General features: G+C 51.2%; 10 protein-coding genes. 7 read left to right on the forward strand and 3 right to left on the reverse strand.

Translation table 11 applies throughout. The features are described from left to right. The 5 genes from AC07OI_RS10595 to AC07OI_RS10615 all read left to right on the forward strand — a co-directional run. Positions 1-1,743 (forward strand): beta strand repeat-containing protein (locus tag AC07OI_RS10595; protein ID WP_495257184.1); only part of this gene is annotated, 1,743 nt, incomplete at its 5' end. Between the two features lie 246 nt (positions 1,744-1,989). Further along, entirely contained in the window at positions 1,990-2,739 is a 750-nt protein-coding gene (locus AC07OI_RS10600) for a hypothetical protein (RefSeq protein ID WP_492702501.1), read from the forward strand. Between the two features lie 142 nt (positions 2,740-2,881). Continuing rightward, complete coding sequence (gene pyrC, locus AC07OI_RS10605; RefSeq protein ID WP_492702499.1) at positions 2,882-3,946, forward strand: dihydroorotase; 1,065 nt, start codon at positions 2,882-2,884, stop codon at positions 3,944-3,946. A 16-nt stretch (positions 3,947-3,962) separates the two neighbouring features. Further along, on the forward strand, positions 3,963-4,760 hold the full coding sequence (locus AC07OI_RS10610; RefSeq protein ID WP_495257185.1) for a DUF3025 domain-containing protein: 798 nt from the start codon (positions 3,963-3,965) through the stop codon (positions 4,758-4,760). A gap of 261 nt (positions 4,761-5,021) precedes the next feature. Then, positions 5,022-6,626 (forward strand): sensor histidine kinase, encoded by a 1,605-nt coding sequence (locus AC07OI_RS10615; protein ID WP_495257186.1) that lies wholly within the window; start codon positions 5,022-5,024, stop codon positions 6,624-6,626. Between the two features lie 14 nt (positions 6,627-6,640). On the opposite strand, the gene AC07OI_RS10620 is transcribed toward AC07OI_RS10615, so the two are convergent. The 3 genes from AC07OI_RS10620 to AC07OI_RS10630 all read right to left on the reverse strand — a co-directional run bounded on the left by AC07OI_RS10620 (position 6,641) and on the right by AC07OI_RS10630 (position 11,035). After that, positions 6,641-7,441, reverse strand: coding sequence for a substrate-binding periplasmic protein (locus AC07OI_RS10620; protein ID WP_492702493.1), 801 nt, complete (start codon positions 7,439-7,441; stop codon positions 6,641-6,643). 183 nt (positions 7,442-7,624) lie between these two features. Next, positions 7,625-8,089: a DUF2147 domain-containing protein gene (locus AC07OI_RS10625; RefSeq protein WP_492702491.1), complete on the reverse strand. Its 465-nt coding sequence runs from the start codon at positions 8,087-8,089 to the stop codon at positions 7,625-7,627. Between the two features lie 120 nt (positions 8,090-8,209). Next, the gene (locus tag AC07OI_RS10630; RefSeq protein WP_495257187.1) at positions 8,210-11,035 is read right to left on the reverse strand and encodes a valine--tRNA ligase; all 2,826 of its coding nucleotides are present in this window, start codon (positions 11,033-11,035) and stop codon (positions 8,210-8,212) included. A 223-nt stretch (positions 11,036-11,258) separates the two neighbouring features. Here AC07OI_RS10630 and AC07OI_RS10635 point away from each other — a divergent pair, with 223 nt between their 5' ends. Both AC07OI_RS10635 and AC07OI_RS10640 read left to right on the forward strand, forming a co-directional pair. Next, positions 11,259-13,355 carry a TonB-dependent receptor plug domain-containing protein gene (locus tag AC07OI_RS10635; RefSeq protein WP_495257188.1) on the forward strand — a complete coding sequence of 699 codons (2,097 nt, stop codon included), beginning with the start codon at positions 11,259-11,261 and terminating at the stop codon, positions 13,353-13,355. A 254-nt stretch (positions 13,356-13,609) separates the two neighbouring features. Continuing rightward, positions 13,610-14,788: an ABC transporter substrate binding protein gene (locus tag AC07OI_RS10640; protein WP_495257189.1), complete on the forward strand. Its 1,179-nt coding sequence runs from the start codon at positions 13,610-13,612 to the stop codon at positions 14,786-14,788. Positions 14,789-14,900: the final 112 nt, after the last annotated feature.

A 14,900-nucleotide genomic window follows, 5' to 3' on the forward strand; every position in this document is an offset into this window, starting at 1 on the left:
AACTCTGCGGTTGTGATTACTGCCAGCCAATACGCCGCATTAATTGCTGCTCGTGCGGCATTGAACCTGTCTGGTCCTGTGCTGACATTCTCGGGTAACGTACCTCATCAACTGACTATCGTTGACGATATTGGTGGTATTAATAACATCGACCTGTCCTTTATTGCGGTCACAGGCGGCAGTCTGGTATTCGACGTAACGTCTTCTTCCAACGCAACTGGTGGTGGCGTGAACAACACGACGACATCGAATGCAATCGGTACATCCGGTGGTGCCACTGCGATTGCTGGTGTCATAGGTACTAATCCAGTCAATGGCGGTGGCGTAGCCCTGGCGCCGATTGCCCTGACTGCAGGTGGTGTATTTAACAGTACAGCAAACGTGAATGATAATTTCACAGGTAATGCGGCAGCGCTGGTTGGTACAACTATTAACGGTAATGCCGGTGATACAGACATGATCACCTTCACTGGTGGCGGCAGTATCGTTATCGGTGGCGGCAATACTATTACCAACATCAAAACTGTCGCTACAGACAATACATCGACAGACGTGTACTTCAACGTTGCTACTGCAGGTGTTACCACTGTCAATGGCGGTTCAGGCAATGACCGCGTATACCTGGCGAACTCTGGTAGCTCCATGCTGGCTGGCAATGTCAATCTGGGTGCAGGTAACAATACCCTGACCATGGAAGGCAAGACTTATAGCGGCACTTTCACCGCAGGCGCTGGTACATCTGATATCCTGAGCCTGGTCGCGTCATCGAATATTGCTGGTGCAAATATCTCTGGCTTCGAAAGCCTGGTGGTTGCCAGTAATGCTGGTATTACGCTGAATGCGGCTCAATATGCTGCCTTCACGTCGATTACTGCTACCGGTACAAATACATTCACTTTCTCCAGTGCAGGCACTATTGCAGGTAATGCAACTGTTGAAAACTATGTATTGGCTAACGGTACAAATACCTTCACTGCAGCAGCTGGCTTGATTTCTGTCACTGGTGGTACCGGTGTCGATACGTTCACAGTGGGTGATGCCATCATCACGGCAACTGTTGCTGCCAATGGTATTAACGGTGGTGTTGGAGCTGGTGACATCCTGAACGTAGGCGCTGTTACTGCTGCGCTGGATATGTCTGCCAAGGTAACCGATGTTGAAACAGTGAATGTCACTGGTGGCACTAATGCCGCCTGGACAGTGACCAATGAAAACGGTGCTGGCGTGACTCTGAACTTCACCAAGTCTGCTGCTACTGCCATCAATAACGTCATCCTGGGTACAGGTGGTCAGACGCTGAATATCCTGGGTACTGGTACAGGTGCAACCACTATCACAGGTGGTTCGGGTGCTGATACCATCAACCTGTCCACCACTGCAACTGGTTCTGATGCGATTGCTACTGGTTCTGTATTGGCTAACATCGATACAGTGGCAAACTTCAAAATTGCTGGTGCTGACGTATTCAAAACTGGTACAGCAGCAACAACATTGAACGCACTGAACATCGCTACAGCTGACACAGCTACTCTGGCAGCAGCTATCGCTACAGCAGCAACTGCAGCTGGCGCGACCCTGGCAGCTAACACCCAGGCTTACGTCATCACTGTAGCCGCAGGTACAGCAGCTGGTACTTATGCTTTCCAAAACATCGGTGGCACTGTAGGTACTGTTGATGCAACTGACTTTATCGTTAAACTCGTTGGCGCAGGTTCCATTGTCGCTGGCGACTTCATCGCTTAATCAGGTTCGCAGCAAGGCAGGGGAGTGATCCCCTGTCGCTAGCTGAAAAAACAAACAAGCCTGGCACTGCAAAGTGCCGGGCTTGTTTGTAACTGTCGTCATTAAACATAGATACAATAAAATTGCTGCGTCTTTGGATGTGAAGGATCACAATCAACTCAAAGACATCTGGCAAATTCTATGTATACATTTCCTCATTCGTTTAATTCAGCAAAGCTCGCTATCCGCACAGGCACATTTGCAAGCATGCTGCTGTTAGCCGCAACAGTATTTGGCACAGAACAGAATTTGTCCACAAACGCTGCAACCGACGCTACTACAAAAAACTGCAGCAAATTGCTGCCGGATGAATATCAATGGCAGGCACTGGATTGGTCACATTTGCGGGCTGCAGACTTACCGCGCGAATTAAAAATTTTTCCTGATCAGCAAGCTGCCTGCGCAATGAATGCGGCAATTTGTAGCGAGGCTGAGAGCAAGAAACTCATCGCAGTCGATGTGGATGTGTTTTTCAAGGACTCTGCCATCTGGAATCGGCCTGAGCAACTGCAGCCTTATATAGCACTCGTGAACCGCTATTATCAGCAGGCACGCATAGGTTTCAATTTCAAATTCCGTCCGGCAAGCGAGCTGCCAGCCTGGACTGAGAATCGCAATCAACTGACAGTGATTTTTGCCTCCGCCATGCCTGCCCCGACGGGTAAAGTTGCGGATGCATTCGGGAATTTGCCCGCAGGTAAAGCTGTGTTTAACGATGTACTCATGAAGCGCCAGGACAGACATGCCAACCCCTATTTCCTGATGGGCAAACCTTTGGGGCATGAACTAGGGCACGTACTAGGTCTGGCGCATACACAGGGCAAAGCATTGCTGATGACACAGGGTACTTCACCGCAAAATGCCCTGGATATACTGCCTGAGCAGGCATTGATCATGCGGGTCATGGCATTACAGCGTTTTAGTGGAAAACTTGATCCCGTGATTGCATGTCATTAAGAAAATGTGATGCTGAATAATTTTGTCATTTAATTATTTTTACAGTGACTCCTCCTGTGAGATGCCCTTGAGCAATGCTTGCGAAGGTGCTTAAGGCGGATGGAAAAGGTAAAATGCCTGTATTCCGTCACTGCGAGCTACCATGACTGCCTCTACTTCCAGCACTTCCCCACAAGAAATCACCATTACCCGTCCAGACGACTGGCATTTGCATGTACGCGACGGTGCTGCACTGGCCAGCGTGTTGCCGCATACGGCAGCACAGTTTGCCCGCGCCATCATCATGCCTAATCTCAAGCCACCGGTCACGACGACTGAGCAGGCTGCCGCTTATCGTGAGCGCATACTTGCTGCTCTGCCAGCGGGCATGAACTTTGAACCGCTGATGACGCTGTACCTGACGAATAACACACCGCCAGATGAAATCCGTCGTGCCAAGGACAGTGGCTTTGTGCATGCTGTGAAACTGTATCCAGCCGGTGCCACCACCAATTCTGATGCAGGCGTGACTGATCTGAAAAACTGCTACAAGACCCTGGAAACCATGCAGGAAGTTGGCATGCCTTTCCTGGTCCATGGTGAAGTGACAGACCCTGAGATCGATTTGTTTGACCGCGAAGCCGTATTCATAGACCGCGTCATGCAGCCGCTGCGCAAGGACATGCCAGAATTGAAAGTGGTGTTTGAACATATCACTACCAGTGATGCAGCAGCCTATGTGGCAGAATCCGGCGGCCCGATTGCAGCGACGATTACTGCCCATCACTTGCTGTATAACCGCAATGAGATTTTCAAAGGTGGCATACGCCCGCATTATTACTGCCTGCCAGTACTGAAGCGCGAAACGCATAGACAAGCACTGGTCAAAGCCGCCATCTCGGGCAGCAAACGCTTCTTCCTGGGTACCGATTCTGCGCCACATGCCAAGGGTTTGAAAGAACATGCCTGTGGTTGCGCCGGGTGTTACACTGCCTTGCATGCGATGGAGTTGTACGCCCAGGCATTTGAGCAAGCCGGTGCACTTGATCAGCTCGAAGCGTTCGCTAGCTTCAATGGTCCCGACTTTTACCAATTGCCACGCAATAGTGGCAGCATCACTCTGTTGCGAGAAGACTGGCAAATGCCTGCAGAATTGCCATTTGCCGATACCAGCATTGTGCCACTGAACAGTGGCGAAACCCTGCACTGGAAAATGCGCACTGCATAAATCTGGTTTGCAATTCATGACACGTTTTTTTGATGACATAGACTGGTCGCAAGCCTGGTTTGCTGCAGTAAGGCAGGCAGCACAAGGCTTGCTGGCGGCAGATGACTGGCGTGCGCAACTTAATCAATTTGCCGGGCTGGCAGGCCTGACAAATCATCTTCAATTGCCGCTACGTTTTATCACGCAGGAAGAACTACCCGAGGGCGTTGCCTATGAAGCACATATCAGTGCTACCGGCCTGGTGCCCACGCGTGAGAATCTGCATGATTTTTTCAACGCCTTGGTATGGCTGACTTTTCCAGCCATCAAACGTCAGTTGAATGCCTTGCAGGCGGCACAGATTGCCAGTCTGGGCATAGGCAAGTCACGCGGCCCTGCGCGTGATGCAGCCACTATCTTTGATGAGAATGCCGCCTTGCTGGTTCTTGCTGATACGTTTGAGGGCGCAGACCTGGTGGCAGCATTGCGCGCCCATGCATGGCAAGACGCTTTTGTTACGCAGGCAGGTAAATTCGGACGCTGTGCTGAAGTCTGGTGCTTTGGTCATGCCCTGATGGAAAAACTGGTTCAGCCTTATAAGGCAATCACTGCGCATACCTGGGTAGTGATGGTGGAACCCGTTTATTTCACGCTGGATGCTATAGACAGGTGTGCATATATTGACGGTGTGGTGGCGCAGCAACTTGCCAGCCAGGTTTTGACAACGGCAAATTACACGCCATTGCCCGTGCTGGGTTTGCCAGGCTGGTGGCATCAACAGGACGCTGCTTTTTATGAAGACCAGCAAGTCTTCAGGGCAAAACGCCAGAACTGATGCTCACAATCTGTATGTGCAATTTACCCTGATTTGCTCTGTCCTGTGGCTGACTGATTTACAGATTTGTCACAGTGAAATGCTAATCAACGAAGGCATAATCAATTTCAGGTAGAATATTTGTGCAACGCGGAGTACCTTCGGGTATATGCCATTGAGAACCTGGCTGCTGCGTCTTTGCAAATCAATCAGGTCCGGGCCCATGGCCTGGACAAATTCTGCCATTATAGCTTTAGGCTAACACCGGGACTGGCTGCAAGGATGTTCAGCAAGCACTCACCTCATCCAGTATCATCAGGCCAGCAGACAGGGTGGCGTTCAGCTACTTTGTCCTTGCGTAAAGCCATCGTACTGGGCATAGGTCTGGGTATCCTGATCCCCGCCGTCCTGCTTGGTACCGTGCTGGCCAGGGATAGTTATGAGCGCGAATATGAAGTACGCGTACGTGGCCCACTCAAGCAATATGCCAGCATGCTGGAGCAGACCATGCCTGTGCCATTGTGGCAAGTTGATGCGACCAGCGCCCAAAGCTTTGTTAATTCCGTCATGCTCAATCCTGATGTGGTTCGTATCGTTGTCGAAGATGCTGCATTGGGGCGGTTTGTCCATGCTGAAAAAAACAACGAGCAAAAACAGGGCTTGATCAGTGAAACCCGCAATATCCGCAAAGATGGCACCGTCATAGGCCGGGTGACGATAGAAATGAGCAGTTATTGGATGGAGCAGGAATTTTTGAAAAAATTCCTCAAGGGTGGTGCTGCCATCCTGGTGCAATTGCTGATTTCCTTTTTCCTGTTATGGCTGCTGTTTCAAAAACGCATGATGCGGCCCTTGCAGCAATTGCAGCGCGATGTCGACCGCCTGGGTGAGGGGCATTTCTCAGAAGTCGTCAATGTTGCCAGGCCAGATGAACTGGGTAGCCTGGCGCTGGGGGTGAATTCCATGCGCCTGCGTCTGGGCGAGTTAATGAACGAGCAAGCCAGCCACAATGCCACGCTGGAACAACGGGTGACAGACCGCACCAGGGAATTACATGCATCGAACCAGGAATTGCGCACTGCCCTCGATGACCTGAATAGCGCCCATGCCGAAATCCAGCGTAGCGATAGAATGGCTGCCCTGGGCTCACTGGTAGCAGGTGTTGCACATGAACTTAATACACCTATAGGCAATTCAGTGACGGTGGCCAGCACCATCCATGACCTGAGTCGCGAATTCAATAAGAAAATGTTACAGGGAGTCACCCGCGCGGCCCTGCAAAATTATGTCGATAACAATCTGCAGGCCAGTGATATCCTGTTACGCAATTTGCATAGTGCAGCGGATCTGATAGGCAGTTTCAAGCGTGTGGCCGTGGACAGAACCAGCGCTCAGCGCCGGGTATTTTTTCTTGATGAAGTCATAAGAGAAACCATGCTGACCATGGGGGCCAGTATCAGACACCAGGTTCATCACGTGCGCATAGATATTCCAGTCGGGATACGCATGGATGCCTATCCCGGTTTATTGGGGCAGATCGTCAGCAACCTCATCAATAACGCGATTTTGCATGGATTTGATGGCCGCGAAAATGGCGTCATTGATATTCGGGCACATTTGCTGGGTACTGAACCTGCCACCGTGGAATTAAGCGTCAATGACAATGGTGTTGGTATCGCCGAAGCCAACCTGGGGCGTATCTTTGACCCCTTCTTTACCACCAAGCTGGGGCAGGGGGGCAGTGGTCTGGGATTGAATATTGTCTACAACCTGGTCTGTGATGTATTGGGCGGCAGTATACGAGTAGAAAGTGAACCCGGAAAAGGCAGCAGCTTTATCATGCAACTGCCCTTGTGTGCGCCAGGTCATGGTGATGAAGCAAAATAAAACAGTGGAGAAATTTAGTGGCCGGTTTTAGCCACGTCAGACCAGCCTTGTGGGCAATTGACCTGGGACGACAGCTTTTGATATTCACCCGAGGCACGCAGTTTTTTCAAACCATTATTAAAAGCGGCAATCCGGCCAGCACTGGTGGGCAGACCGCGTGACATCATCAGATGAGTGGTAAAACTGTCCGTCATCAGTTTTGGGTGGGCGGATAATTGTGCCGCATCAGCAGGTGAAAAATTCCGCGCCAATAAATCGCAGGCGGTGTTTTTTTCCATCGGGGCGATATCCACCCGCTTTAGCAACAAGAGTTTCAATGCCGCCATATCATTCGGCAGCTTTTCCATTTTCAGATCACCCTTGTTGGCCATGGCCCAGATTTCTGGCGTATAGGTGTAGTCTTGTATCATGGCGATACGGTATGGGCGCAGGTCGTCCAATTGTTTCCATTTGAAATCCAGGGCATTGCGATAGACAAAAACCCATTGTTCGGTGATGACATTGTCACTCAGGAAAAAACTCGCATCATGCTCAGGCTTATGACCCCAGTATGCCGTGCCATCCCATTTACCGGCGCGGCTTTCAGCCAATGCACGCGACCAGGGCAGGAAAGTAAATTCAACCTGATAACCTTCCAGCTCAAAGGCGCGCCGCACTATGCTCAGAGCGATGCCTTTGTCAGGGCGGCTTTCAGTGGCATAGGGCGGAAGCTCGCCAGTGGCGATTTTGAGCAGTTGGGCCTGTGCACTGGAGATACCAGGCAGTAGCGGTAGCAGCAGAGCAACAGCACACCAGAATGACCATGCTTTTTTCATGATACCGCCTTAAAAAAGGGCTTGGATGAAAGGGACTCAGGAGCTTATCATCTGCCTTATTGCGGCTTCTGGCAAGTCGCTGGGCCGCAACAATATGTGAACTATGCTGTGCCACAATAATGAATCGTAAACGACAACGGGAGCCTGAGCTCCCGTTGTCGTAATATTACTTAAGTTAAAGACTTATTGCTCGCGCAACCAGGTCTGTGTACGGCCAAACATGGGAGCACCTATATAGCCGCGTACATTCAGTTTCTTGTTGTTTTCTATGATGCTGAGTTTGCTGCTGTATAGCTTGCCATTACCTGGGTCGAGTATCTTGCCCCCCGTGTATTCATCACCATCTTTTTTCAGGCCCGACAAAATCGTCATGCCGACGATGGGCTGGTCTTTGTTGACGCCTTCACATTTGTCGCATTTTGGGTTTTTGTCGGTAGCATCGGCTTCCAGAAACAGTTTTTCTATCTTGCCCTGCAATTCACCAGCAGTTTCGGTGATGCGTATCAGCGCCTTGGGTTTGCCTGATTTGTCATCTATGCTCTTCCAAAGGCCGACCGGGCTTTCTTCTGCCTGTGCCAGCAGTGGCATACCTGCGAATGCGATGAATGCGGATAGTAGGGATAAGGCGAATGGAACTGTTTTTTTCATGCTGTCTCCAAAAAGAAAAACTGAGGTCTCTGATTATGTAAATTGATTGTACGTGGCAAAATTTTAACCACGTACAATATTTTTAGAGTACCTACTTTAACCCATAGTATTGCCAGCTTATTATGCTGCTGGCAACTTGCCCAATTGCTCAAGCAGTTTTTGCAAAGTGGCTTTGAAATTCGCCAGGCGTTCTTTCTCAACCGCGATGACCTGTGCAGGTGCCTTGGCGACAAAACCTTCGTTACCCAGCTTGGTTTCCAACTTGGCAATTTCACCTTCCAGGCGGGCGACTTCCTTGCTGATACGTGCACGTTCTGCTGCCACGTCGATTTCCACCTTCAGCATCAGCTTGGATTCGCCAACGACGGATACAGGTGCCGGTGACTCAGGGAGGGCATCAACGACAGACACTTCAGACAGCTTGGCCAGAGCTTGCAGGTAAGGCGCAAAAGATTGCAGACGTGCTTTGTCTTCAGCATTGGCGGCCTGCAACAGCAGTGGTACGCGCAGGGCAGGAGACAATTGCATTTCACCACGCAGGTTACGGCAGGCGTCGGTCATTGCTTTCAATGCCTGCATCCAGGCCTCTGCCGCAGTGTCGACGTTTGCCGCGACGAATAACGGGTAAGGCTGGATCATGATGCTGTCGCCAGCCGGGTTCAGGGTCTTGCCTGCCAGTGGTGCCACGGTTTGCCACAGGGCTTCAGTGACAAAAGGAATGACAGGGTGAGCCAGGCGCAAGATCACTTCCAGTACGCGCAATAAAGTACGGCGGGTGGCGCGTTGCTGCGCTTCATTGCCTTGTTGTACCTGGACTTTGGCTACTTCCAGATACCAATCGCAATATTCATCCCAGACAAACTTGTAGATGGCAGAAGCGATATTGTCGAAACGGTAGTCTGCAAAGCCTTTTTCTATCTCGGCCTCTGCGTGTTGCAGGGTGGATATGATCCATTTGTCAGCTTGCGAGTATTCAAGATCGGCATCGGTAACGCCAGCGCCAAAGCCGCAATCCTTGCCTTCAGTATTCATCAAGACAAAGCGGGTTGCATTCCAGAGCTTATTGCAGAAGTTGCGATAGCCTTCACAACGGCCCAGGTCGAAATTGATATTGCGGCCCAGCGATGCGTAGCTGGCCATGGTAAAGCGCAATGCATCTGTACCATAGGCAGGGATGCCATCAGCAAATTCCTTGCGCGTAGCTTTTTCTATGCTGGCTGCCTGTTTGGGGTTCATCAGGCCAGCAGTACGTTTCGCGACCAGTTCATCAACAGTGATGCCGTCGATGAGGTCGATAGGGTCCAGGGTATTACCCTTGGACTTGGACATTTTCTGGCCGCTGGAGTCGCGTACCAGTCCATGTACATACACAGTATTGAACGGCACCTTGCCGGTGAAATGCGTGGTCATCATGACCATGCGCGCTACCCAGAAGAAAATGATGTCAAAGCCAGTCACCAGTACTGAAGATGGCAGGAAGTGTTTGATGTCCGGTGTTTCTTCCGGCCAGCCCATAGTGGAGAAAGGCACCAGCGCAGACGAGAACCAGGTATCAAGCACGTCATCATCACGCTTCAATGCACCAGTGTAGCCAGCGGCAGTTGCCTTGGCTTTAGCACCGGCTTCATCATGCGCAACAAAGATTTCGCCATTGTCGCCATACCAGGCCGGGATTTGATGGCCCCACCACAATTGGCGCGAAATACACCAGTCCTGGATATTGTTCAGCCACTGGTTGTAAGTCGTCGTCCAGTTTTCCGGGATGAATTTGATTTCGCCGTCAGCGACTTTTTCCAGCGCCACTTCAGCGATGGATTTGCCCGGGAAGAAGGTACCTTCCGGTGCTGGTTTGCTCATGGCCATGAACCACTGGTCAGTCAGCATGGGTTCGATAACCACATTGGTACGGTCGCCACGTGGCACCATCAGCTTGTGTGGTTTTACCGATTCCAGCAAACCTTGCGCATCAAGGTCAGCAACGATTTGTTTGCGGGCGACGAAGCGGTCCATGCCCTGATATACGGCAGGGGCGTTTTCATTGATTTTGGCATCCAGAGTGAAAATGCAAATCATGTCCAGTTTGTGACGCTGGCCGACTGCGTAATCGTTCATGTCATGCGCAGGCGTGATCTTCACGCAGCCAGTACCAAATTCCTTGTCGACATAGCTGTCGGCAATCACCGGGATTTCGCGGCCTGTCAGCGGCAGCTTGAGCATCTTGCCAACCAGGTGGATATAACGTTCATCCGTCGGGTCAACCGCTACCGCCACGTCACCCAGCAGGGTTTCAGGGCGGGTTGTCGCTACCGTCAGGTGGCCGGAGCCATCTGCAAACGGGTAGCGGATATGCCACATCGAACCATCTTCTTCTTCCGACACCACTTCCAGATCAGATACCGCAGTGCCCAGCACCGGGTCCCAGTTGACCAGGCGCTTGCCGCGATAGATCAGACCTTGCTCTACCAGTTTGACGAAGACATCGGTGACGCTCTTCGAGCGTTCGGCATCCATGGTGAAATATTCACGGTCCCAGTCGGCAGACGCACCCATGCGGCGCATCTGGCCAGTGATGGTGGAACCGGATTTTTCTTTCCATTCCCAGACTTTTTCCAGGAATTTTTCACGGCCCAGATCATGGCGCGAAATCTTTTGTGCATCGAGCTGGCGTTCCACCACGATTTGCGTGGCGATACCGGCATGGTCAGTGCCCGGCACCCAGGCCGTATTGTGACCGCGCATGCGGTAGTAGCGCGTCAGACCATCCATGATGGTCTGGTTGAAGGCGTGGCCCATGTGCAGGGTGCCTGTCACATTCGGTGGTGGCAGTTGTATCGAGAATGAGGGTTTGCCTTCATCCATGGTGGCGGCAAAATATCCACGTTTTTCCCACTCGCCACGCCAGGATTGTTCGATTTCTGCGGGCTCAAAAGACTTGGCTAATTCCATAATATGATCTGCGGTGATTGCTAAACCTTTGATTATAAATGAGGTAAGTGCAGAAGTCGGGTTTTCCTGCGGGTAGCCTGAATTTAAATTATCTTAAAGATAATGAATATTTTAAATCTTGTCATTTGTGAGCAGCAAAGCGACAAATGCTGTGTTGCCCCGTTGCATCTGGCTTGTTGTTGCCTGGAGGATTGGATTAATATGCTTATAAACCCCAGGGGACATGATGAGACGCCTTATCAATACGGTATATACCCTGAATCTTGCCCTGCTACTGACAGTCCTGCCTCAGTTGGCCAGGGCTGACGAACCGAACAATGAAGAGGACCTGGCCCTGGTGTATGGTGACAAGTCTGTCATCAGTGTTGCTACGGGTTCGGTTTTGCCTTTGCGCCGTGCGCCAGCAGTTGCCACCGTGATTACCGCGGCCGATATAGAAGCGACAGGTGCAACCAGCCTTGATGCCGTGATGGAAACAGTACCTGGCTTGCATGTAGGGCGCTCTACCGTGTTGAATATGGCCATTTACACCATACGTGGGGTGCGCAGTGCGCTCAGTAATCCGCAGGTGCTGGTTCTTATCAACGGCACACCGGTGACCAATGCCTATAGTGGTGACCGGGGCTTCCTCTCTGCTGATATGCCACTGGAAAATATCGCCAGGATAGAAGTTATCCGTGGCCCTGGGTCTGCCCTGTATGGCGCAGATGCTTTTTCAGGTGTGATCAATATTGTCACCAAAACTGCCAAAGAGCAGGATGGCACACGTTTTGGTGTACGGCTGGGGTCATTCAATAGCCGGGACGCCTGGGTTTTACACGGTGGCAAGTGGGGCAGCATCGATGTTGCCGCTTCTTTGCAGCATAGCCGCACTGCCGGGCCGCGTGCCCTGGTTGAACGCGATGCACAAAGTGGGTTTGACCAGTTATTTGGCACTCACGCTTCCCTTGCACCAGGTTATGAAAACTTTAGCCGTGCTGCTACGGACGCCAATATGGAGCTGGCGTACGACAAATGGAATTTGCACCTGGGCTTCATGCACAGGGAAAACATAGGCGCAGGCACGGGCATCGCCCAGGCGCTGGACCCCAGTGGCTGGGGCAGCAGCCGTCGCTTTACCAGTGATTTGAAATACAAGGACCCAGATTTTGCCAGGGACTGGGGGTTGGAGCTGAATGGTAGTTTTACTTATTACAATGAAAATTCCAGTATCGTGATTTTTCCTGCAGGTGCTTTTGGCGGTGCCTTCAAGGATGGTTTTATCGGTAGCCCTTATCGCTGGGAGAGGCATGAAAGGCTGAATGCCACCTTCCATTACAGCGGTTTTGCCCAACATCATTTGCGTTTTGGGATAGGAGTATCAAAAGAAGATTTGTACAAGATACGCGAAACCAAAAACTTTAACCCTGATAATTCACCGATCAATGTTGGTGCTTTTTCTGATCTGGTAGATGTTACCGACACTGTCCCGTATATACGACCTCATGGCCGTTTGTTGAAGTATTTATATGTGCAAGACGAATGGCAATTTGCCAAGGACTGGACTTTGACTGCAGGTGTGCGGCGTGACCAGTATTCCGATTTTGGTAATACCACCAATCCAAGACTGGCCCTGGTATGGGAAGTTGATTACAACCTGACCGCCAAGCTCTTGTACGGCAGTGCTTTTCGCGCTCCCGCTTTTGAAGAACTGTATGTGATCAATAATCCTGTCGTGAATGGTAACCCGGCGCTGAAGGCTGAAAGAATGCGCACGACGGAATTGGCCCTGAACTGGCAAGCGCGGCCAGGTTTGCAACTGGGTTTGAATCTGTTTCGTTATCAGATGTCGGACATCATCAGGATCAGTAATAATTTTTTGAATGAGAATGGTGGCAGCCAGAGTGGCCGGGGCTTTGAGCTGGAGGCCAGCTGGGATGTGCACAAAAATTTGCGTCTGGCTGGCAATATTGCTTACCAGCGTGCCATTGACGATATGACGCAAAAGGACCCGGGTTTGACACCGCGCCGCCACGCCTATGTGCGGGCAGACTGGCAGCCAGCAGCAGGATGGCGGGTGAATGCGCAAGTCAATCACATTGCAGACCGCCAGCGAGAACCAGGCGACACCCGCCCGAGTGTCAGGGATTACACTACCCTGGATTTGACGCTGGGGACGAATAGAAAATATGCAGGCTGGGACTGGACTTTGGCGGTGCGCAATCTCCTGAATGCGGATGTGCGCGAACCCAGCCCATACAGCACGCCTTTTGTAAATATGCCAAATGATATACCCATGGGGGGACGGTCATTATTTTTGCAATTTGGCTATAAGTTGTAAAAATAGCAGACGTCTTTTGCAAGGAATGGTGACCGCTTGTCGGACGGACAGTGCAGCTTCAAGAATTTCGATATAGGAGCGTGAGTAAATCTGTTAATGTTGATAGTTCAGTTGAATTACGGATGCGGCAGGGTGATAGGTTGTTGTAAAAAGAGTGCAGATTGCCTGAGCTGCATGTGCCGGACGTATGGCATGTATTTAATAAGGATGAATTGATCCTGTTAGTGAAAACCAAAGAAGGTATGAATCTTTAGATGCTGGAAAACAGCGCCCCTTATTTTTCTGATATCCGTGCTTCCAGCGACAGTACAAAAACTGACAGGAAGCCAGGGCTGTTTCAGCACGTCTGGTGGTTTTTCAATATCGCTTTTTGCATCCTGGTTTTGTTTGCCGATCCGGTCAGGGCAGACCAGCTTACCTTGATGCCGGACCTGGCGATGCTGCAAAACCAGATGCCGCAAGTGCATACGCCTGCGCTGGCTCAGGACTTGCGCATGGGGCGTCGCTATGGCGAACATCTGGTATTTGCTGACGTTGCCAGTCAGGGACGTCGCCAGGACGTCAGCACCGGTGGTAGCCTGGCCGTACTGTACCCGGATATGGGTGAGCCATATCGCAGTATTTTTGCCAAGATCATTGAGGGCATAGAAAGCAAGTCGCGCATGCCAGTGATCAGTATGCCGATAGGGCCCAAGCTGGAAACCGGCGACTTGAATGCGCAATTGAAACGCAGTGGCGTCAAGGTTGTGATTGCACTTGGCCGTCAGGGTGTGAAACTGGCCAGTAGTCTGGACCGTGAGATTGCCGTGGTGGTTGGCGGGGTTTTAAACATCCCGGAAAGTGAAAGCCGCAGCATGACTGGTGTCAGCCTGATGCCAGACCCGGTACTGCTATTTTCCCGCCTGAAAAGCCTGCTGCCAGGTGTCAAAAGGGTGATCGTCGTCTACGATCCAAAAAACAATGAATGGCTGATCAAGCTGGCACGCGAAGCCGCCAAACAGCAGGGGCTGGAACTGGTCACCTACGAAGCCAAAGACCTGGCTGGCGCGGCCCATCAATATGAAGTGGCCTTTGCCAATGCCGACCGGCGCGATGCCCTGTGGTTACCGCAAGACTCGACGACAGTGGAAGAGGGCAGTATCTTGCCACTGGTATTGCGTGAGTCATGGAACCGTGGCGTTCCCTTCTTTTCCAGCAGTTTTTTGCACGCCAAAAAAGGGGCATTGTTTGCCCTTTATCCGAATAATCTGGAACTCGGACAGAGCCTGGCCATGGCTGCGCAAAGTGCCGTGAGTGGTGATGGCCGCAAGTCTGGCGTATCGCTATTGCGCGAAGTATTGGTGGCAGTCAATTTGCGCACTGCCAGCCATATAGGTCTGAACATTGATTATCAAAGCCAGAGAAGTTTTGATTCGATTTTCCCTGAGCCTTGAATGAAGCTAAGCAGGTGGGCATTGGTATGAGCCCGCATGAAGAAAAAGAAAGATGAGAAGTGAACGAGCCAAGCATGCCACGCATTGATAAATCGGTGCTGGCATGATCTTG

It is taken from the genome of Undibacterium sp. GW821-FHT07F11 (genome assembly GCF_059418665.1).

What these genes read in the sequence shown, in the direction of transcription:
- AC07OI_RS10600 (WP_492702501.1), top strand. Translation starts at nt 1,990, where the DNA reads ATGCTGCTGTTAGCCGCAACAGTATTTGGCACAGAACAGAATTTGTCC.
- pyrC (WP_492702499.1), top strand. Translation starts at nt 2,882, where the DNA reads ATGACTGCCTCTACTTCCAGCACTTCCCCACAAGAAATCACCATTACC.
- AC07OI_RS10610 (WP_495257185.1), top strand. Translation starts at nt 3,963, where the DNA reads ATGACACGTTTTTTTGATGACATAGACTGGTCGCAAGCCTGGTTTGCT.
- AC07OI_RS10615 (WP_495257186.1), top strand. Translation starts at nt 5,022, where the DNA reads ATGTTCAGCAAGCACTCACCTCATCCAGTATCATCAGGCCAGCAGACA.
- AC07OI_RS10620 (WP_492702493.1), bottom strand. Translation starts at nt 7,441, where the DNA reads ATGAAAAAAGCATGGTCATTCTGGTGTGCTGTTGCTCTGCTGCTACCG.
- AC07OI_RS10625 (WP_492702491.1), bottom strand. Translation starts at nt 8,089, where the DNA reads ATGAAAAAAACAGTTCCATTCGCCTTATCCCTACTATCCGCATTCATC.
- AC07OI_RS10630 (WP_495257187.1), bottom strand. Translation starts at nt 11,035, where the DNA reads ATGGAATTAGCCAAGTCTTTTGAGCCCGCAGAAATCGAACAATCCTGG.
- AC07OI_RS10635 (WP_495257188.1), top strand. Translation starts at nt 11,259, where the DNA reads ATGATGAGACGCCTTATCAATACGGTATATACCCTGAATCTTGCCCTG.
- AC07OI_RS10640 (WP_495257189.1), top strand. Translation starts at nt 13,610, where the DNA reads ATGCTGGAAAACAGCGCCCCTTATTTTTCTGATATCCGTGCTTCCAGC.